At 34.0% G+C, this 20,904-nt stretch carries 21 protein-coding genes; 20 read left to right on the top strand and 1 reads right to left on the bottom strand.

Annotation, left to right across the window (positions count from 1 at the left end; translation table 11 throughout):
* Positions 1-5 precede the first annotated feature (5 nt).
* Positions 6-1,559, bottom strand: coding sequence for a bifunctional response regulator/alkaline phosphatase family protein (locus KFZ70_RS13565; protein WP_139694814.1), 1,554 nt, complete (start codon positions 1,557-1,559; stop codon positions 6-8).
* A 108-nt stretch (positions 1,560-1,667) separates the two neighbouring features.
* Here KFZ70_RS13565 and KFZ70_RS13560 point away from each other — a divergent pair, with 108 nt between their 5' ends.
* From KFZ70_RS13560 to KFZ70_RS13465, 20 genes are all read left to right on the top strand, one after another.
* Positions 1,668-2,897 (top strand): HD domain-containing protein, encoded by a 1,230-nt coding sequence (locus KFZ70_RS13560; RefSeq protein WP_139694813.1) that lies wholly within the window; start codon positions 1,668-1,670, stop codon positions 2,895-2,897.
* 52 nt (positions 2,898-2,949) lie between these two features.
* Positions 2,950-3,972, top strand: a complete 1,023-nt coding sequence (gene lpxD, locus KFZ70_RS13555) for a UDP-3-O-(3-hydroxymyristoyl)glucosamine N-acyltransferase (protein WP_139694812.1) — start codon at positions 2,950-2,952, stop codon at positions 3,970-3,972.
* On the top strand, positions 3,963-5,369 hold the full coding sequence (locus KFZ70_RS13550; protein ID WP_139694811.1) for a bifunctional UDP-3-O-[3-hydroxymyristoyl] N-acetylglucosamine deacetylase/3-hydroxyacyl-ACP dehydratase: 1,407 nt from the start codon (positions 3,963-3,965) through the stop codon (positions 5,367-5,369). The genes lpxD and KFZ70_RS13550 overlap by 10 nt, the downstream gene beginning before the upstream one ends.
* Positions 5,370-5,371: 2 nt before the next feature.
* The gene (lpxA, locus tag KFZ70_RS13545) at positions 5,372-6,157 is read left to right on the top strand and encodes an acyl-ACP--UDP-N-acetylglucosamine O-acyltransferase (RefSeq protein WP_139694810.1); all 786 of its coding nucleotides are present in this window, start codon (positions 5,372-5,374) and stop codon (positions 6,155-6,157) included.
* A 4-nt stretch (positions 6,158-6,161) separates the two neighbouring features.
* On the top strand, positions 6,162-6,728 hold the full coding sequence (efp, locus tag KFZ70_RS13540; protein ID WP_139694809.1) for an elongation factor P: 567 nt from the start codon (positions 6,162-6,164) through the stop codon (positions 6,726-6,728).
* 4 nt (positions 6,729-6,732) lie between these two features.
* On the top strand, positions 6,733-7,674 hold the full coding sequence (locus KFZ70_RS13535; RefSeq protein ID WP_139694808.1) for a UDP-3-O-(3-hydroxymyristoyl)glucosamine N-acyltransferase: 942 nt from the start codon (positions 6,733-6,735) through the stop codon (positions 7,672-7,674).
* 71 nt (positions 7,675-7,745) lie between these two features.
* Positions 7,746-8,618: a succinate--CoA ligase subunit alpha gene (gene sucD, locus KFZ70_RS13530; protein WP_139694807.1), complete on the top strand. Its 873-nt coding sequence runs from the start codon at positions 7,746-7,748 to the stop codon at positions 8,616-8,618.
* A gap of 121 nt (positions 8,619-8,739) precedes the next feature.
* Positions 8,740-9,486, top strand: a complete 747-nt coding sequence (gene fabG, locus KFZ70_RS13525; protein WP_139694806.1) for a 3-oxoacyl-[acyl-carrier-protein] reductase — start codon at positions 8,740-8,742, stop codon at positions 9,484-9,486.
* Positions 9,487-9,547: 61 nt separating this feature from the next.
* A complete protein-coding gene (locus KFZ70_RS13520) occupies positions 9,548-10,837 on the top strand; it encodes a hypothetical protein (RefSeq protein ID WP_407515607.1) in 1,290 nt (429 codons plus the stop codon).
* Positions 10,783-11,571 carry a hypothetical protein gene (locus KFZ70_RS13515; RefSeq protein ID WP_407515606.1) on the top strand — a complete coding sequence of 263 codons (789 nt, stop codon included), beginning with the start codon at positions 10,783-10,785 and terminating at the stop codon, positions 11,569-11,571. The genes KFZ70_RS13520 and KFZ70_RS13515 overlap by 55 nt, the downstream gene beginning before the upstream one ends.
* A gap of 11 nt (positions 11,572-11,582) precedes the next feature.
* The gene (locus KFZ70_RS13510; protein WP_139694804.1) at positions 11,583-12,398 is read left to right on the top strand and encodes a prohibitin family protein; all 816 of its coding nucleotides are present in this window, start codon (positions 11,583-11,585) and stop codon (positions 12,396-12,398) included.
* Positions 12,399-12,714: 316 nt separating this feature from the next.
* A complete protein-coding gene (hisG, locus tag KFZ70_RS13505) occupies positions 12,715-13,572 on the top strand; it encodes an ATP phosphoribosyltransferase (RefSeq protein WP_139694803.1) in 858 nt (285 codons plus the stop codon).
* Positions 13,573-13,588: 16 nt separating this feature from the next.
* Positions 13,589-14,872 (top strand): histidinol dehydrogenase, encoded by a 1,284-nt coding sequence (gene hisD / locus KFZ70_RS13500; protein WP_139694802.1) that lies wholly within the window; start codon positions 13,589-13,591, stop codon positions 14,870-14,872.
* Positions 14,872-15,906: a histidinol-phosphate transaminase gene (gene hisC, locus KFZ70_RS13495; RefSeq protein ID WP_139694801.1), complete on the top strand. Its 1,035-nt coding sequence runs from the start codon at positions 14,872-14,874 to the stop codon at positions 15,904-15,906. The genes hisD and hisC overlap by 1 nt, the downstream gene beginning before the upstream one ends.
* Positions 15,907-17,046 carry a bifunctional histidinol-phosphatase/imidazoleglycerol-phosphate dehydratase HisB gene (hisB, locus tag KFZ70_RS13490; RefSeq protein ID WP_139694800.1) on the top strand — a complete coding sequence of 380 codons (1,140 nt, stop codon included), beginning with the start codon at positions 15,907-15,909 and terminating at the stop codon, positions 17,044-17,046.
* 77 nt (positions 17,047-17,123) lie between these two features.
* The gene (gene hisH, locus KFZ70_RS13485; RefSeq protein WP_139694799.1) at positions 17,124-17,705 is read left to right on the top strand and encodes an imidazole glycerol phosphate synthase subunit HisH; all 582 of its coding nucleotides are present in this window, start codon (positions 17,124-17,126) and stop codon (positions 17,703-17,705) included.
* 2 nt (positions 17,706-17,707) lie between these two features.
* Positions 17,708-18,433, top strand: coding sequence for a 1-(5-phosphoribosyl)-5-[(5-phosphoribosylamino)methylideneamino]imidazole-4-carboxamide isomerase (gene hisA, locus KFZ70_RS13480; RefSeq protein WP_139694798.1), 726 nt, complete (start codon positions 17,708-17,710; stop codon positions 18,431-18,433).
* 54 nt (positions 18,434-18,487) lie between these two features.
* The gene (gene hisF / locus KFZ70_RS13475; RefSeq protein WP_139694797.1) at positions 18,488-19,243 is read left to right on the top strand and encodes an imidazole glycerol phosphate synthase subunit HisF; all 756 of its coding nucleotides are present in this window, start codon (positions 18,488-18,490) and stop codon (positions 19,241-19,243) included.
* Positions 19,244-19,285: 42 nt separating this feature from the next.
* Positions 19,286-19,879, top strand: coding sequence for a bifunctional phosphoribosyl-AMP cyclohydrolase/phosphoribosyl-ATP diphosphatase HisIE (gene hisIE, locus KFZ70_RS13470; RefSeq protein ID WP_139694796.1), 594 nt, complete (start codon positions 19,286-19,288; stop codon positions 19,877-19,879).
* 107 nt (positions 19,880-19,986) lie between these two features.
* The gene (locus KFZ70_RS13465; RefSeq protein WP_139694795.1) at positions 19,987-20,766 is read left to right on the top strand and encodes a tRNA pseudouridine(38-40) synthase TruA; all 780 of its coding nucleotides are present in this window, start codon (positions 19,987-19,989) and stop codon (positions 20,764-20,766) included.
* Positions 20,767-20,904 lie beyond the last annotated feature (138 nt).

The raw sequence follows: 20,904 nt of genomic DNA, 5'->3' as shown, positions 1-20,904 counted from the left end.
TAGAATTATTTAGGCTGAAGCACTGCAAATGGAATAATCATTTCTTCTAAAGAAACACCCCCATGTTGATAGGTGTTTCTGTAATAACTCACATAATGATTGTAGTTATTGGGGTAGGCAAAAAATAAATCACTCTTTGCAAATATATACGAACTACTCATATTAATAGAGGGCAAATGCAAGTCTTTAGGGTTCTTTGCCACCAAAACATCTTTTGAGTCATACGTTAAGCTGCGCCCCGTTTTATACCTCAGGTTTAAGCTGGTATCTTTATCTCCAATTACTTTTGAAGGGCTCTTTACATTAATAGTACCGTGATCTGTGGTTAAAATTAACTTAAAGCCAAGTTGTTGTGCTTGTTGAATCATTTCTAAAAGCGGGGAGTTCTTAAACCAGCTTAATGTTAACGATCGGTACGCTTTATCATTTGATGCCAGTTCTTTTACCACCTCCATCTCTGTTTTAGAATGCGACAACATGTCTACAAAATTATAGACAACAACAGTTAGATCGTTGTTTTTTAACGACTTAAAATTATCTGTTAATTTTCTACCTGTTTTGAAATTGGTGATTTTATGATACTCGAATTTAAAATTGGTAAGTCCTAAACGCTTCATTTGTGTGTCTAAAAATTCAGCTTCAAATAGGTTTTTACCACCATCATCGGTATCATTTTTCCAATATTCAGGAAACAAATGCTCCATATCGCTTGGCATCAACCCTGAAAAAATAGCATTTCTGGCATATTGTGTTGCACTAGGTAAAATGCTGTAATAGGAATCTTCTTTGTCTTTTTTGTAGTAATTATTTATAACAGGCTCTAAAACCTTCCATTGATCATAGCGTAAATTGTCAATTACAACGAGTAATGTAGGTTGTTCTTTGCTTATTTCAGGAACTATTTTTTCTTTAAAAAGCGTATGAGACATAACAGGAGCTTCTGTATGCGGTTTAAACCATTCTGCATAATTTTTATCAATGAATTTTCCAAACTGAATATTGGCTTCATTTTTTTGCGATTCTAAAATTTCAAACATACCAGCATCTTCAATATCTTCTAGTTGAATTTCCCAATAAATTAATTTTAAATACAAATTCACCCATTCTTCATAGGTGTTAACCATGGACAAATCCATAGCTATTTTTCTAAATTCTTGCTGGTAATTTGAGGTAGTCTTTTCTGAAATGAGTCTTGAATGGTCTAAATTCTTTTTTAAACTTAAAAGAATTTGATTAGGATTTACAGGCTTAATTAAATAATCGGCAATTTTATTGCCAATAGCCTCCTCCATAATATATTCCTCTTCGCTTTTGGTAATCATAACCACAGGAAGATTATCTTGCTTTTCCTTAATCTCATTTAGTGTTTCTAAGCCCGCTAGTCCAGGCATATTCTCGTCTAAAAATACAATGTCGAAATTCTCATTTTCAAGACGGTCAATGGCTTCCGATCCACTTTTGCAAGTGGCTACACTATAATTTTTCTTCTCTAAAAATAAAATATGCGGTTTTAATAAATCAATTTCATCATCAACCCAAAGTATTCTCATTTTATTCATTGTAATTATCTTCAAAGGTATTTAGCATTAAGAAAGGTATTGTTTATGAGGCCTTTTCTTAAAACGCTAACTACATATCATTATATTTGTAAAAATTTATTGTAAAACATTAAAAGTTTGAACAAACTTAAAATATTAAACGATCCAATTTACGGATTTATTACCATTCCAAATTCGTTAATTTTTGATTTAATTCAGCACAAATATTTTCAAAGACTTCGTCGTATTACGCAAATGGGTATGTCCTATTTGGTGTATCCTGGTGCCCACCATACCAGATTTCATCATGCCATAGGTTGTGTGTACTTAATGCAACAAGCTGTGAATGTACTTCGTTTTAAAGGTGTTAGCATTTCAGAAGAAGAAGAGATTGGACTTTACGCAGCTATTTTACTTCACGATATTGGGCATGGGCCATTTTCGCATGCTATGGAGCATAGCATTGTAAATAATGTGTCTCATGAAGAAATTTCGTTACTTTTTATGGAGCATTTAAACGAAGAATTTAACGGAAGTTTAACGCTTGCCATTGACATTTTTAAGGGGCAGTACCCCAGAAAATTCATGTGTCAGTTGATAAGTGGTCAATTAGATATGGATAGGGCCGATTATTTGAAGCGCGATAGTTTTTATACAGGCGTTGCAGAAGGCAATATAAATAGTGAGCGCTTAATTACCATGCTTAATGTAGTTGATGATAATCTGGTAGTAGAAGAAAAAGGCATATACAGTGTTGAAAAGTTTATCATTGCTAGACGTCTCATGTATTGGCAGGTTTATTTGCATAAAACAGGATTGGCTGCAGAACAACTTCTTATTAGAGTGCTTAAACGTGCCAAAGAACTACATGATTCTGGGACTAAAATTACCGCAAGTGCTGCCTTAGAGTATTTCTTGAATAATAAAATATCCATAGACAATTTTAACACCAAAACACTTCATGTATTTTCTCAATTAGATGATTTCGATATTATTTCAGCTATGAAAGCGTGGCAAAATCATGATGATTTTGTATTAAGTAAGTTAAGTGATATGATTATTAACAGAAACTTACTTCGTATAAAGCTAAAAAATAAACCTATAAAAACGAAGAGCATTGATAAGTTTAGAAAAGAGCTGGTTGCACTTTATAATATCTCTGAAAATGAGGCCGAATATTTTGTGTTTTCAGGTAGTATTGAAAATCAGGCCTATCAATTGAGTAATAAACGTATCAATATCTTACATAAATCAGGAAAAATACAAGATATTGTAAAAGCTTCTGATCAATTAAATTTGAAAGCGTTATCAAAACCAGTTACTAAATATTATATATGTTATCCCAAGGATAAACTTTAGTACATTTTTCATATTTTTGCCTCAATCAAACAAAAAACATTTAAAATTTTCGGTGAAATTTACAGCACAACAAATAGCAGGAATATTAGATGGTGATGTTGTTGGAAATCCTGATATTGAAGTATCTAAGCTTTCTAAAATTGAAGAAGGACAAGAAGGCTCTTTAACTTTTTTAGCAAATCCTAAGTATACACCACATATTTATTCTACTCAGGCATCTATTACCATAGTAAATAAAACTTTTAAGCCTGAAGTGAATCTTACTACAACGTTGATTAAAGTAGATGATGCTTATTTAGCATTTTCTAAAATCCTTGAGTATTATAATTCTGTAAAACTGAACAAAGTTGGGGTTGAAGCGCCTTCATTTATAAGTGACTCGGCCCAATATGGAGATGATGTTTATATAGGTGCCTTCAGTTATATTTCAAGTCATGTGGTAATAGGTTCAAATGTGAAAATATTTCCTAATGTATACATTGGTGATAATGTTACCATAGGAGATAATACTATTGTGTTTTCTGGGGCAAAAGTTTACTCTGAAACCTCAATAGGTAAAAACTGTGTTATTAATTCAGGAGCTATTATTGGAGCTGATGGCTTTGGTTTTGCTCCCAATGATGACGGTGGGTATAGTAAAATACCCCAAACAGGAAATGTAGTTATTGAAGATTTTGTTGATATAGGAGCAGCTACTACTATTGATAGAGCAACTTTAGGATCAACTGTTATAAAGCAAGGAGTTAAACTTGATAATCAAATTCAAATAGCTCATAATGTTGAAATAGGTGAAAATACAGTGATTGCGGCACAAACGGGTATTGCCGGTTCTACAAAAATAGGTAAGCATTGCCAAATAGGGGGACAAGTTGGTATTGCGGGCCACATTACAATAGGTGATAATGTAAAAATTCAAGCGCAGTCAGGAATAGCGAGAAATGTAAGAGATAATGAAATACTTCAAGGATCTCCCGCTATAAAACTACATGATTATAATAAGGCATACGTTCATTTTAAAAACTTGCCTTCCATTGTTAAAAATTTAAATGATTTAGAAAAAAATAAATGGGAATAGTAAATACTAATATCAAACAAAAGACTATAAAGAACGAAGTTTCTTTACAAGGTGTGGGGCTACACACAGGAAAAGATGTCACCTTAACGTTTAAGCCTGCTGAGGCTAATTCAGGTTTATCTTTTAAACGTGTTGATTTAGAAGGTATGCCTGTAATTGAAGCAGATGCTAATTATGTTACCAATACACAACGTGGTACCTGCCTTGAAAAAAACGGCGTTGCCATTCAAACTTCTGAGCATGTATTAGCAGCGCTGGTAGGACTAGATGTTGACAATGTGATTGTAGAGCTTAATGCGTCTGAACCCCCAATTATGGATGGGTCTTCAAAGTTTTTTGTTGAAGCTATTGAAAAAGCGGGTGTAGTTGAGTTAGACGCTTGCAGAGAAGAGTATGAAGTGACCGATGTGATTTCATATGTAGATGAAGAGTCTGGAAGTGAAATTTTAGTGATGCCTGCAAAGGAATATCAGGTTACTACGATGGTAGATTTTGGCACCAAAGTTTTGGGAACCCAGAATGCCACCCTTAATCAAATTTCAGATTTCAAATCAGATATTTCGGCATCTCGTACATTTAGTTTTTTACATGAATTAGAAATGCTTTTAGAACATGGGTTAATCAAAGGAGGTGATCTCAATAATGCTATTGTTTATGTTGATAAAGCCATTTCCCCCGAAACCATAGAAAAGCTTAAAGTAGCCTTTAAAAAAGATACTATTGCCGTAAAGCCTAATGGTATTTTAGATAACCTTACTTTACATTATCCTAATGAAGCAGCAAGACACAAGTTATTAGATGTTTTAGGCGATTTAGCTTTAATTGGAACCAGAATACGCGGTAAAGTAATTGCCAATAAACCAGGACATTTTGTAAATACACAATTTGCAAAAAAGCTTTCAAAAATTATTAAAAACGAAAGAAGAAATAATGTTCCAAACATAGATTTGAATCAACCGCCACTTATGGATGTGAATCAAATCATGGCTATGTTACCGCACAGACAACCTTTTTTACTGTTGGATAAAGTTTTTGAACTTACTGACACCTACGTAGTAGGAATGAAAAATGTCACCATGAATGAGGAATTTTTCAAAGGGCATTTCCCTGGAGCTCCAGTAATGCCTGGTGTTTTAATCTGTGAGGCTATGGCTCAAACAGGAGGTATTTTGGTTTTAAATACGGTTCCTGATCCAGAAAATTACTTAACCTTTTTTATGAAAATGGATAATGTTAAGTTTAAGCAAAAAGTAGTTCCTGGGGATACACTAATTTTTAAATGTTCTTTAATCACTCCAATCAGACGCGGAATTTGTCATATGCAAGGTTACGCTTATGCTAACGGAAAATTATGTGCCGAAGCAGAATTAATGGCACAAATATCTAAAGTAAAATAATTATGAATCAACCTTTAGCGTATGTGCACCCTGGTGCAAAAATTGCAAAAAATGTGGTGATAGAGCCCTTTGCTACTATTCACAATAATGTAAAAATAGGAGAAGGAAGTTGGATAGGTAGTAATGTAACTATTATGGAAGGGGCTAGAATAGGAAAAAACTGTAATATTTTTCCTGGTTCCGTGATTTCAGCCGTGCCTCAAGATCTAAAATATAATGATGAGGAAACTACAGTTGAAATAGGTAATAATGTTACCATACGAGAATGTGTTACTATCAATAGAGGAACGGCCGACAGAATGAAAACGGTGGTTGGAGACAATTGCTTAATTATGGCCTATTGTCATATTGCTCATGATTGTGTGGTTGGTAATAATTGTATTTTCTCGAATAATAGTACACTCGCAGGACATATTACCATTGGTGATTATGTGGTTTTAGCGGGTATGACTGCGGTACATCAATTTGTTTCGGTAGGAAATCATGCTTTTGTAACTGGAGGATCTTTAGTGAGAAAAGATGTACCGCCATACGTAAAAGCAGCACGGGAACCACTTTCTTATGTAGGAATTAATTCGGTAGGCCTAAGACGACGCGGTTTTACCACCGAAAAAATAAGAGAAATACAAGATATTTTTAGAATTTTATACCAAAAGAATTATAACAATACTCAAGCTGCTGAAATTATAGAAGCAGAAATGGAGGCTACTCCAGAGCGCGATGAAATTCTTCAATTTATAAGAAACTCACATCGTGGTATTATGAAAGGATATTTTAAATCAAATTAGATAAATGGCAACAACATCAGATATTAGAAACGGATTATGTATTCGGTATAATCACGATATTTATAAAATTATAGAGTTTTTACACGTAAAACCAGGTAAAGGTCCTGCTTTTGTAAGAACAAAATTAAAAAGTGTAACAAACGGGAAGGTTATTGATAATACCTTTTCTGCGGGTCATAAATTAGAGGACGTACGTGTTGAAACACACAAATTTCAATTTTTATATAATGATGGTGAGTACTATCATTTTATGAATACTGAAGATTATACACAGATTCAATTAACCGAAGCAGCACTAGATAATCCAGGATTAATGAAAGAAGGCGAGGTGGTTACTGTGCTTATTAACGCAGAAGATAATATGCCACTTTCTGTAGATTTACCAGCTAGTGTTATTTTAGAAGTGACTCATACAGAACCTGGCGTAAAAGGAAATACTGCTACTAATGCTACGAAACCTGCCACGGTTGAAACAGGCGCAGAGGTAAACGTACCATTATTTATCAACGAAGGTGATAAAATTAAGGTAGAAACTGCTAAAGGCACTTATAAAGAGCGCATTAAAGAATAGTTTTTTGAAGTTCCCTAAACCATATACATTAGCGCAAATTGCCGAGCTTATTGGTTGCCAATTTGTGGGTTCCGAAGATTTTCCTGTTTTAGGCATGAACGAAATTCATGTGGTAGAACCAGGTGATATTGTTTTTGTTGATCATCCCAAATATTATAATAAAGCACTTGAATCTGCGGCAACGATAGTGTTAATAAATAAAGAAGTGTCTTGTCCAGAAGGAAAAGCTCTTTTAGTTAGTGATGATCCGTTTAGAGATTTTAATAAACTAACAAGTCATTTTAAACCATTTCAAGCCAGTGAAAGGGCTATATCAGCATCAGCAAAGATTGGATTGAATACAGTCATTCAACCTAATTGCTTTATTGGAAACAATGTGGTTATAGGGAATCATTGTGTTATTCACTCTAATGTTAGTATTTATGATGATGCTGTTATAGGTGACCACGTCACGATTCATGCAGGTACTGTATTAGGTGGAAGTGCTTTTTATTACAAAAACAGACCAGAAGGATTTGATCAACTTAAATCTGGTGGGCGCGTTGTTATTGAAGATCATGTTGATATTGGTGCGGCTTGTACTATTGATAGAGGTGTAACTGGTGATACAACCATTGGAAAAGGATCAAAATTAGACAATCAAATCCAAATAGGTCATGATACCGTTGTTGGAAAAAAATGCTTAATTGCTTCGCAAGTTGGTATTGCTGGTTGTGTTGTCATTGAGGATGAAGTAATCATTTGGGGGCAGGTAGGTTGTACAAGTGGTGTTACCATTGGAAAGAAAGCGGTGGTTCAAGCACAATCTGGTATTAGCAAATCTTTAGAAGGAGGGAAAACATATTTTGGTTGCCCTGCCGAAGAAGTTAGAGTAAAACTAAAGGAGTTAGCCAGTATTAGGCAAATTCCAAAAGTTTTAGAACTTCTAAAATCAAAAAAAGAATAAATTCTATACAAAAAGTAAAATCAAAAATTTACATTTGTTTTCAATAATTAATTAACGATAAATAATCACTTATGAGTGTTTTAGTAAATAAAGATTCAAAAATAATAGTTCAAGGATTTACAGGTAGCGAAGGTACGTTTCACGCAAGTCAAATGATTGAATATGGTACTAACGTAGTTGGAGGTGTAACACCCGGAAAAGGTGGACAAACCCACCTAGATAAACCTGTTTTTAATACTGTTCTAGAAGCCGTAGAACAAGTAGGAGCAAACACCACCATTATTTTTGTTCCACCAGCATTTGCCGCTGATGCTATTATGGAAGCCGCTGATGCAGGCATAAAAGTGATTATCACTATTACTGAAGGTATTCCTGTTGCCGATATGATTACGGCTTCAAACTATATTAAAAATAAAGATTGTAGACTAATAGGTCCTAACTGCCCTGGGGTTATTACGCCAGGAGAGGCAAAAGTTGGTATCATGCCAGGTTTTGTGTTTAAACAAGGAAAGGTTGGTATTGTATCTAAATCTGGAACATTAACTTACGAAGCAGCAGATCAAGTTGTAAAACAAGGTTTGGGAATTACTACAGCGATAGGAATTGGAGGTGATCCTATTATTGGAACAACCACTAAAGAAGCGGTTGAATTATTGATTAACGATCCAGATACTGAGGCTGTGGTTATGATAGGAGAGATTGGAGGTCAATTAGAAGCTGATGCTGCAAACTGGTATAAAGAAAGTGGAAGTAAAAAACCAATTGTTGGGTTCATAGCTGGTGAAACTGCGCCTGCTGGTAGAACTATGGGGCATGCTGGTGCCATTGTTGGAGGAAGTGATGATACAGCTCAAGCTAAAAAGAAGATTATGACCGCTTGTGGTATTCATGTAGTAGATTCTCCTGCTGAAATTGGTAAAAAAGTAGCAGAAGTATTAGGCTAAAAAACAAACACGCATATAAAAAAACCTTGCAAATCTTGTAAGGTTTTTTCATATCAACAAATTTCTAATTGCTATCTTTGATTGTAATGAAGTTTTAAAAACATAATAGACTAGAATATAAATGAAATTATTAGAAGGAAAAACGGCTATTGTTACGGGAGCAAGCCGTGGTATAGGTAAAGGCATTGCACAGGTATTTGCACAGCAGGGTGCAAATGTAGCATTCACATATAGCTCCTCTGTTGATGCTGCCAATGCACTAGAAAAAGAATTGACCGATCTTGGTGTAAAAGCAAAGGGCTATCAAAGTAATGCGGCTAGTTTTGAAGAAGCGCAAAAGTTAGCAGATGAAGTGGCTAAAGAATTTGGAAGTATCGATATTTTAGTGAACAATGCCGGTATTACAAAAGATAATTTATTGATGCGTATTTCTGAAGAGGATTTTGATACCGTAATTGAAGTAAACTTGAAATCTGTTTTTAACATGACTAAAGCCGTACAAAGAACCATGTTAAAACAAAGAAAAGGCTCTATTATCAATATGAGTTCAGTAGTGGGGGTAAAAGGTAATGCTGGTCAAACTAACTATGCTGCATCTAAGGCTGGTATTATTGGTTTTTCAAAATCAGTTGCCTTAGAATTAGGTTCAAGAAACATTAGAAGTAACGTTGTTGCTCCTGGTTTTATTGAAACAGAAATGACGGCTAAACTTGATGAAGACGTTGTTAAAGGGTGGCGTGCAGGTATTCCATTAAAACGAGGTGGAACTCCCGAAGATGTTGCCAACGTTTGTGTGTTTTTAGCGAGTGATATGAGTGCTTACGTAACAGGGCAGACATTGAACGTAGATGGTGGTATGTTGACCTAAACTATGATGTACGAATTACGTTCTTGAAATTTTATCGTGACGTAAAAATCGTCAATCATACATGCAAACCGAAACCGTTTTATATATTATACTTTCTGGAATTATAGCGTTACTCTTGGCGCTGTTTCAGTATTTAAAAAAAGAGAAGAGTCTATCAAAAAAACAGATACTTTTCTCTTTTTTACGTTTTGTTAGTTATTTTGGCACGCTGCTTCTCATTATCAATCCAAAGTTCAAATCGCAGTATGTTTTTACAGAAAAACCTAATCTTGTTATTGCCGTAGACAATACAAGTTCTGTAAAGCACTTAAAACAGGATCAAAAAGCGTTAGAATTAGTAACTCACCTTAAAACAAACAAAAAACTTCAGGAAAAATTTAACTTGGCAGTTTACACATTTGACAATGATTTAAAGTCAAGTGATTCAATTAATTTTAAAGGCACACAAACCCATATAACCAATGCTTTTAAAAACCTTAATCAGATTTATAAGCATAGTGTTTCACCTACCATATTGATTACAGATGGTAATGCCACGTATGGTATAGATTACGCCTCAAAACCCATTCAATATAACCAACCTGTTTACCCCATTATTTTGGGAGACACTATAAGTTATACCGATTTAAAGATACAGCAGTTAAACGTTAACAAATATGCGTATTTAAAAAATAAGTTTCCTGTTGAAGCCATTTTGGTATATGAGGGGCATGCATCAGTATCATCAAAATTTCAAATAATTCAAAAAAATCAAGTAATTTATTCGGAAGTATTACATTTTACGAAATTAAAAAATTCTCATGTTTTAAATTTCACCCTCCCAACAACAAACGTTGGTGTTACAAATTTAAAAGCAGAAATTATTCCACTTGAAAACGAAAAAAATAAGACTAATAACCTTAAAAATTTTGCTATTGAGGTTATCGATCAAAAATCAAAAATTGCTCTTGTTAGTGATATTCTACATCCAGATATAGGAGCGTTTAAAAAAAGTATTGAACGTAACGAATTGCGTTCTGTTTCTATACTACATCCTAATGAAACAACGTTTAATTATGATGATTTTCAGCTTATTATAATATATCAACCAAACTTTAAGTTTAATAAAATTTATCAGAAATTAAAAGCAACAAAGCGTAATGTTTTTATTATTATTGGAGCAAAAACGGACTTAGGGTTTATCAATAAAAACACCTCTAATTATCAAATTGAAATTACAAATCAGTTTGAAAACTACCAAGCTGAATTGAACGAAATCAATTCGTTAATGATATTGATTTTGAATCATATCCACCCTTGTATTCTCATTATGGAAAGACTCAATTTCAAGTACCATTTCAAACAATTTTAAATAAAACCATAAATGGTATTTCGCTTTCACAACCTTTATTGGCTACATTTGAAGACCTAGATCATAAGGAAGCTGTTTTGTTTGGTGAAAATATATGGCAATGGCGCGCCCAGAGTTTTTTAAATACGAATAATTTTAATGCTTTTGATGATTTTATAGGTAAGCTTATTCAGTATTTGGCTTCAAATAAAAAACGCAGCCGGTTAACTGTAGATTATGAATCGTTTTACGAAGGAAGTAATAGTGTAATAATCAAAGCGGAATATTTTGATAAGAATTATGTTTTTGATGATAGTGGTGCGTTACAAATTACAGTAACTAACAGATCAACTCAAACAAAAAAAACATTCCCGCTACTGTTAAAAGGGAATCACTATGAAGTTGATTTGAGTAGTTTAAAGCCTTCGTCCTACAATTTCACTATAAAAACAACTGGTGAAAACATTGCTAAATCAGGACGTTTTGAAATATTGGCCTATAATGTTGAGCAACAATTTTTAAATGCTGATGTAACACGACTAAATCAAGTAGCGACAAATACTACAGGAAAAAGCTATTTTGTAGATGATACATCGACTTTAATTTCAGATTTGTTGAATGATAATAGATTTACCCCCATTCAAAAAAGTAAAAAAGAAACGATGCCCTTGATAGATTGGAAGTATCTTTTAGCTATTATTGTGCTTAGTTTATCTGCAGAATGGTTTTTAAGAAAATATAACGGATTAATTTAAATAGATAAAACATGGAAAAATTACCAAAAATTGCATTTCCCGTAATCATTGCAATAATCATATTAATTGTTGTAATAACAAAATCGGCCGTTACCATAGGTTCCGGTGAAGCAGGTGTTTTGTATAAAACATTTGGTGGCGGTGTTGTAACCGATAAGGCACCACTAGGTGAAGGGTTTCATATTGTAGCACCATGGAATAAAGTTTTTATTTATGAAGCACGTCAGCAAGAATTAACAGAACGTATGAAGGTGTTGTCGTCAAATGGATTAGATATTCAGTTAGAAGCTACAGCATGGTATAAACCTGAATTGGAAAACTTAGGGAAGTTGCATCAGGAAAAAGGTTCTAATTATTTAGAACGTGTTTTAAAACCAGCTATCAGATCGGCAACAAGAAGTGTGGTGGGACGCTATACACCAGAGCAAATTTATTCATCTAAGCGGGATGCCATTCAACAAGAAATATATGATGAAACTAAAAAAATAGTGGATGATCAATATATTGATTTGGTTGAAGTTTTGGTAAGAGATGTAACACTTCCAACCGCTATAAAAGATGCTATTGAACGCAAGCTAGGGCAAGAACAACAATCATTAGAGTATGAATTTAGGCTTATTACAGCGCAAAAGGAAGCAGAAAAACAACGTATTGAAGCTCAAGGTAAAGCGGATGCAAACAAGATTTTAAGTGCGTCATTAACTGATAAAATATTACAAGATAAGGGTATTGAGGCTACTATTAAATTGTCTGAATCACCAAATAGTAAAGTTATTGTGATTGGTTCTGGAGATAGTGGTATGCCTATTATTTTAGGAAATCAATAAGTTCAAAAAATAATTCAGCATATCAGTTTATCTTTTAATGATTTGTCATTTTTTTTCATACAAAAATTAATAATTTCTAAATGTTTTAAGAATTGTATTTAGAATTTGGATTTATAAAGATTAATTACTGATATTTGCAATAGAAAAATAAGACATGACTTTTATTCATTTACATCATCATTTCCAAATTTGCTCTCAAGCGAAGTGAAAATGTATTGAATAAATTCAACATATATTTTAAACCCGTTTGAGACAATCAAGCGGGTTTTTATTTTTAAAAATCACTTGAATTGTTCAAACTCATAAAAACAATAAAATGAGTAAATTAAGAATTGCAGTACAAAAATCGGGGCGTTTAAACGAAGACTCGATGAAAATTTTAAAAGATATTGGTATTTCCATTGATAATGGGAAGGACCAATTAAAAGCTTCGGCAAGAAATTTTCCAGTGGAAGTTTTTTATCTCAGAAATGGCGATATTCCTCAGTATTTAAAAGATGGTGTGGTTGATGCAGCTATTATAGGTGAAAATGTTTTAATTGAAAAAGGAGCCGGCATTAATGTTGTTGAAAAATTAGGTTTTTCATCGTGTCGTGTTTGTATTGCTGTGCCTAAAGCTGCAAAATTTAAGAACATAAAAGATCTTGAAGGAAAGCGTATTGCGACCTCTTATCCCAATACAGTTCAAATGTATTTAGATGAAAATGGTGTAAATGCAAACCTTCACATTATTAATGGTTCGGTTGAAATTGCGCCAAATATTGGTTTAGCCGATGCTATTTGCGATATCGTTTCAAGTGGAAGCACCTTATTTAAAAACAACTTAAAAGAGGTTGAAACCATATTAAAATCTGAAGCTGTGCTTGCTGTATCGCCTAAATTAGATGCCGAGCGTCAAGCCATTTTAGAAACCATTCAGTTTAGAATTAAATCGGTTTTAAAAGGTAGAGATTCAAAGTATGTATTGTTAAATGCGCCTAACGATAAGCTTCAGGATATTATTGACGTGTTACCAGGGATGAAAAGTCCAACCGTTCTACCCTTGGCACAAGAAGGATGGAGTTCTGTACATTCTGTAATTAGCAAAAATGAATTTTGGGATGTTATCGACGATCTAAAAGCTAAAGGAGCTCAAGGTATTTTAGTTTGTCCGATAGAGAAAATGGTATTATAAGCTAAAGCAGAAAACAATGCAAATTATAAATAACCCTAAACGTGAGGATTGGACAACCATCTTACAGCGTCCAACGCAAACTGTAGTTGATATTGAAGGGACTGTAAATCAGATATTCAAAGAAGTTTCAGAAAAAGGAGATATTGCAGTAAATGCGTTTACCCACCGTTTTGATGGTGTTTCGTTAGATACTAATGTAGTTAGTGTAGACGAAATTAACGAGGCTATAGCTCAAGTTTCAGAACCTTTAAAAAAAGCTATTCTATTAGCTAAACAAAATATTGAAGCCTTTCATACGGCGCAAAAAACAACCAAAGTAGAACTAGAAACTACAGAGGGCGTATCGTGTTGGCAGGAAAAAAGACCGATTCAAAAAGTTGGGTTATATATTCCAGGAGGTACAGCGCCTTTATTTTCAACGGTTTTAATGTTGGCCGTTCCAGCTCAAATTGCAGGATGTAAAGAAATTGTATTGTGTTCACCTCCTAATAAAGAAGGTAAGCTGGCACCTGAAATTCTTTATGCTGCAAATTTATGTGGTGTAACCAAAATTATAAAAGTTGGTGGTATACAAGCCATTGCTGGCTTAACTTTTGGTACTGAAACCATTCCTAAAGTTTATAAAATTTTCGGACCAGGAAACCAATTTGTAACCGTTGCAAAACAATTGGCTACTAAATTTGGTGTGGCTATTGATATGCCTGCTGGGCCTAGTGAACTTTTAGTTGTGGCAGACGAAAGTGCTAATCCGTCTTATATCGCTTCAGATTTATTAAGTCAAGCCGAACACGGTGCAGATAGTCAGGTGATTTTAGTCTCTACTTCTCAAGATATTATTGAAAAAGTTTCAGATGAAGTTGAAAAACAATTAAGTGTTTTACCTAGACGTGATATTGCCGAAAAAGCCATAGCCAATTCTAAGTTAATTTATGTTGATAACGATGATTTAGCTTTAGAACTTATTGATGAATACGGTCCAGAACACTTTATCATCTGTTCTAAAAATGAAGATTTATACGTTAATGGTATTAGCAATGCGGGTTCTATTTTTATAGGAGACTACACGCCAGAAAGTGCAGGTGATTATGCCTCTGGAACAAATCATACCTTACCAACTAATGGATTTTCTAAAGCATATTCCGGTGTTAATTTAGATAGTTTTACAAAGAGTATGACCTTTCAAAAAATATCTAAAGCAGGGCTGTTAAATATAGGAGAAAGCATAGAGCTTATGGCTGAAGCCGAAGGTTTACAAGCGCACAAAAATGCAGTTACCATACGATTAAAGGATTTAAAATAATGAACATTCAAGATTTAATTAGGCCAGCGATTAGAAACCTGAAACCGTATTCTTCAGCTAGAGACGAATTTCAAGGAAATAGCGATGATATGGTGTTTCTTGACGCTAACGAGAATCCCTATGAAAATGGCGTGAACCGTTATCCAGATCCGTTGCAACGTCGTGTTAAAACCTTACTTGCGGTTAGAAAACATGTTGCGCCTCAAAATATACTTTTAGGTAATGGTAGCGATGAAGTTTTAGATTTAATTTTCAGAACTTTTTGTGAGCCTAATCAGGATAACATCATCACATTACCACCCACTTATGGTATGTACACCGTACTGGCAAATATTAACGCCATTGCCATAAGAGAAATACAATTAGATCCTAATTTTCAACCTAAAGTTGAAGCTATTTTAGAAGCACAAGACGCAAAATCTAAACTATTATTTTTATGCTCACCAAACAATCCTTCGGGTAATAGTTTTGAAGCTAAAAGCATTGAAAAATTAGTTAAAGGTTTTAATGGGATTGTTGTTATTGATGAAGCGTATATCGATTTTTCAAATGAAGAAAGCTGGATTAGTAGATTAAACGAATTTCCAAACTTAATCATTACACAAACACTTTCTAAAGCTTACGGTATGGCAGGTATCCGTTTGGGTATTTGTTATGCTTCCCAAGATATTATTTCGGTTTTAAATCGTATAAAACCACCGTATAATGTTAACGAATTAACACAACAAAGGGCGCTAAATCAGCTTAATAATTATAGTAAAGTAGAAGAACAAGTTGCTACAATTTTAGAAGAAAGAGCAGCGCTTATTAATGCTTTAGAAGGCGTTAGTTACGTTTTAAAAATTTATCCAACAGATGCTAATTTTGTGTTGGTAAAAGTAGATGATGCAACCAAACGTTATAACCAATTGATTGAAAAAGGTATTGTGGTTAGAAACAGAACCACACAACCAGGATGTGAAAATTGTTTAAGACTTACCATTGGAACACAAGAAGAAAATAAGGTGTTAATTCAAAATTTAAAAGCCATATAAATGAAAAAGAAAGTCCTTTTTATAGACCGTGATGGAACCCTAGTTTTAGAACCACCTGTAGATTATCAATTAGATAGTTTAGAAAAATTAGAGTTCTATCCTAAGGTGTTTCAATACATGGCTAAAATAGCTTCAGAATTAGATTATGAGCTCGTTATGGTAACCAACCAAGACGGTTTAGGCACCGATAGTTTTCCAGAAGATACGTTTTGGCCAGCTCAAAATAAAATTGTTGATGCTTTTAAAAAGGAAGGTGTTACGTTTGCCGATATTCATATTGATAAAACTTTTCCACATGAAAATGCCCCAACGCGCAAACCTCGAACAGGGTTATTAACCAAATATTTTTCTGAAGATTATGATTTAGAAAATTCATTTGTATTGGGTGATCGTATTACCGATATGGAATTGGCTAAAAATTTAGGGGCTAAAGGTATTTTTCTGTCTGAAAATCCAGAATTGGGAGCAAATGAAACAGAAGCTTCTAAACAAGAAATTATGGATGCCATTGCATTAACGAGCACCGATTGGAAAGATATCTACGAGTTTTTAAAACTTAAAGATCGAGTGTCTGAAATTACACGCAACACTAACGAAACTCAAATTTATATTAAATTGAATTTAGATGGTTCGGGTAAAAATGATATCGATACGGGATTGTCATTTTTTGACCACATGCTTGATCAAATTGGGCGTCATGGTGCTATGGATTTAACCATAAAAGTTTCTGGCGATTTAGAAGTAGACGAACATCATACCATTGAAGACACTATGATTGCTCTTGGTGAATTATTCAACAAAGCCTTAGGAAACAAATTAGGTATAGAGCGTTATGGTTTTTGCTTGCCAATGGACGATTGTTTAGCTCAGGTTGCGGTTGATTTTGGAGGTAGAAATTGGTTAGAATGGGATGCAGAATTTAAGCGTGAAAAAATAGGGGATATGCCAACAGAAATGTTTTTTCACCTATTTAAATCGTTTACCGATGGTGCTAAATGCAACTTAAATATTAAAGCTGAAGGCACTAACGAACACCATAAAATTGAAGGTATTTTTAAAGCCTTTGCTAAAGCGATGAAAATGGCGGTAAAACGTGATGCTAATAAAATGTTTTTACCTTCAACCAAAGGAATGTTATAAAATTAGTGGTTAGCTTTTTGTTACTAATTATAGTTTTTTAAAAGAGTAACAATCAACCAACAATCAACAACTAAAAAATGAAGTTAGTTATTATAAATTATGGAGCTGGTAATATTAAAAGTATTCAATTTGCTTTTAAGCGTTTAGGATACGATGCTGTATTATCAAACAATCCCGAAGAAATAAAGTCTGCCGATAAAGTCATTTTTCCTGGTGTAGGTGAAGCCAGTAGCGCCATGACCATGCTTAAAGAGAGTGGGTTAGATATACTCATTCCAAAGTTGAAGCAACCTGTTTTAGGCATATGCCTCGGTATGCAATTACTCTGTGAGTTTACCGAAGAGGGCAATACCAAGGGGCTAGGCGTATTCAAAACGGTTGTGAAACGCTTTGATAATTCGGTTAAAGTGCCTCAAATGGGATGGAACGTGATTAAGAATTTAAAATCAAAATTATTCAGGGATGTCAAGGAAAAAGAGTATATGTATTTGGTACATAGCTACTATGCAGAGCATTGTCCTGAAACCATTGCTACAACCGATTATGGTTTAAATTATGCATCGGCATTGCAACACAAAAACTTTTATGGGGTACAATTTCACCCAGAAAAAAGTAGTACCGCAGGCGCACAGATATTACAAAACTTTTTAGATTTATAAGAATGAGAATTATACCAGCCATAGACATCATAGACGGAAAATGTGTACGCCTTTCTAAAGGTGATTACAACACCAAAAAAGTTTATAATGAAAATCCGTTAGAAATCGCAAAACAATATGAAGATCATGGTATTGAGTATCTGCATTTGGTAGACTTAGATGGTGCAAAGGCCAGTCATATTGTAAATCATAAAGTTTTGGAACAAATTGCTACCAAAACAAACTTGAAGATAGATTTTGGTGGCGGCTTAAAAACCGATGAGGATTTAAAAATTGCTTTTGAGTCTGGTGCGAAACAAATTACCGGAGGCAGTATAGCTGTTAAGAACCGTGAAGTTTTTAAAAATTGGTTATCGAAATTTGGTGCAGATAAAATTATTTTGGGTGCCGATGCTAATAATGAAAAAATAGCTATTAGTGGTTGGTTAGAAGAATCAGATGAAGAACTTATTCCATTTGTAGATAATTATATGAAGGAAGGCGTGTCGTACGTTATTTGCACCGATATTGCTAAAGATGGGATGTTAGAAGGCCCTTCATTCGATTTGTACAAAAAAATGTTAGCAGCGTTGCCAAACATTAAACTAATTGCCAGTGGGGGTATTTCAGAGTTTGACGAATTGCCTAAATTAGCAGATCTGGGGTGTGAAGGCACTATTATTGGTAAAGCGATATACGAAAATAAAATCAGTTTAAAACAATTAGAAAATTATATAGTTAATTATTAGTGATTTAATAAAATAAACCTAATAACCAATAACTACCAACCAATAACCAGAAAAATGTTAACAAAACGAATTATACCCTGTTTAGATATTAAAGATGGTCGCACTGTAAAAGGTGTAAATTTCGTCGATCTACGTGATGCGGGAGATCCTGTTGAACTGGCTAAACAATATGCTAATTATGGTGCAGACGAACTGGTTTTTTTAGACATATCGGCCACTTTAGAGGGACGTGCAACTACTTTAGAAATGGTAATGCATGTGGCAGAGCAGGTAAATATACCGTTTACTGTTGGTGGCGGAATTTCATCTGTAGAGCACGTTGATGCTTTACTACAATGTGGCGCTGATAAGGTATCGATTAATTCTTCAGCAGTTAAAAGACCAGAATTGGTTAACGAACTGGCTAATAAATTTGGGAGTCAGTGTGTGGTTGTAGCTATTGATGCCAAGCAAATTAACGGACAATGGAAAGTGCATTTGGCAGGCGGAAGTATCCCGACAGATATCGATTTATTTGAATGGGCCAAAGAAGTAGAACAACGTGGTGCTGGCGAAATTTTATTCACCTCAATGGATCATGATGGGACTAAAAATGGGTTTGCCAATGTAGCCCTTGCAAAATTATCTGAGGAATTAAATATTCCAATTATCGCGTCTGGGGGAGCAGGAAATGTGCAGCATTTTATCGATACATTTAAAGAAGGAAAATCGGATGCTGCGTTAGCAGCAAGTGTATTTCATTTTGGTGAAATCCCTATTCCATATTTAAAAAAAGAACTAAAGGCGAATCATATAGAAGTACGATTTTAGTTAGTAAACAAGAATATGATTCAGACTTAAAAACATAAAGTAATGACAATAAAATACGATCAAAACGGATTAGTACCCGCTATTATTCAAGATGCGGTAACAAAAAATGTATTGATGTTAGGTTACATGAATGAAGCCGCCTATCAAAAAACTTTAGAAACAAAAAAAGTCACTTTTTTTAGCAGAAGCAAACAGCGTTTATGGACCAAAGGAGAAGAAAGTGGTAATTTTTTAAATTTGGTTGATATAAAAAACGACTGCGATAATGACTCTCTTTTAATTCAAGTAAATCCTACAGGGCCAACCTGTCATACGGGAACAGATACCTGCTGGAAGGAAAAAAATGAATCGAATTACGGATTCTTTTCAACTCTTGAACATGTGATTTCAGAACGAGTAGCTAATAAAGATACAGCTAAATCGTATGTAGCTAGTTTGTTTTCAAAAGGCATCAATAAAGTAGCGCAAAAAGTAGGAGAGGAGGCTGTTGAAACGGTAATAGAAGCCATGGATAGTAACGATGAATTATTCTTATATGAATCTGCCGATTTATTATTCCATTACCTCATGCTATTACAAGCCAAAGGTTTTACCTTAAAAGATATTGAAGCAGAACTAAAAGGAAGGCATAAATAAAATATATCAAGACAAAATATATATTTAAATGCTATCAGGTGTGTTGTAACACGTGATACATAAATTTTTACAAGTTATTGTTGGCCACTTCAGCTAGTCATTGGGTAATGAAAAAATTCTTCTACGTTATACATATTCAGTATTTGGGCTATCGGTTTCATGGTTGGCAAAAACAGCCCGATGTGAAAACCTTGCATCTTATGGTTGACAGAACACTAAACTTTATTTTAGAAGGAAGACCTTTTAAAAGTTTAAGCTCTGGAAGAACCGATGCCATGGTGTCAGCTGAAGATGCCGCTTTTGAATTGTTTCTTCAAGAGCCTATTGATGATTTGGATGCTTTTTTACAACTATTCAATTACAATTTGCCCCAAGATATTAGAGCCAAAAGCATCAAAGAAGTGGATGCTAAATTTAACATCATTAACAATTCAAAAATAAAAGAATACCTCTACCTATTTACTTATGGTGAGAAATGCCATCCGTTTTGCGCACCTATTATGACTACTATTTTAGATGATTTAGATATTGATCTCATGAAAGAAGGTGCCAAGTTGTTTGAAGGTGAACATTTTATAAAATCATATTGCTACAAGCCTACTGGAAATGGTAATTATACCCGTAATATTCTTACTTGCCAACTGATTGAAAACACCATATATACCGCCAATTATTTTCCAAAAAAGTCTTACATCCTAAGGGTAAGAGGTAAAGGGTTTATGCGAAATCAAATCAGACTCATGATGGGAACCCTAATAGATTTAGGCAAAGGCAACCTAACGTTAGAAGATATCAAAGCCAGTTTATTACCTAATAGCAATATAAAAATGAATTATATTGCACCAGCTTCGGGGTTGATTTTAAACAAAATAGACTTTATTTTATAAGTAAATACACCTAAAAAGTTTCATAATATATTTAACAAACCACCTTTTTATTAACATAAAATTATGTTAATGCTATTAGCTTAACGTTAAACCCTGTTAAAGACCTTGACATTTTGTGTTTATGCCCTAGTTTGAATG

The organism is Allotamlana fucoidanivorans, assembly GCF_045788535.1.
Lineage (GTDB): Bacteria > Bacteroidota > Bacteroidia > Flavobacteriales > Flavobacteriaceae > Allotamlana > Allotamlana fucoidanivorans.
This window is presented reverse-complemented; position numbering and strand designations above follow the sequence as displayed.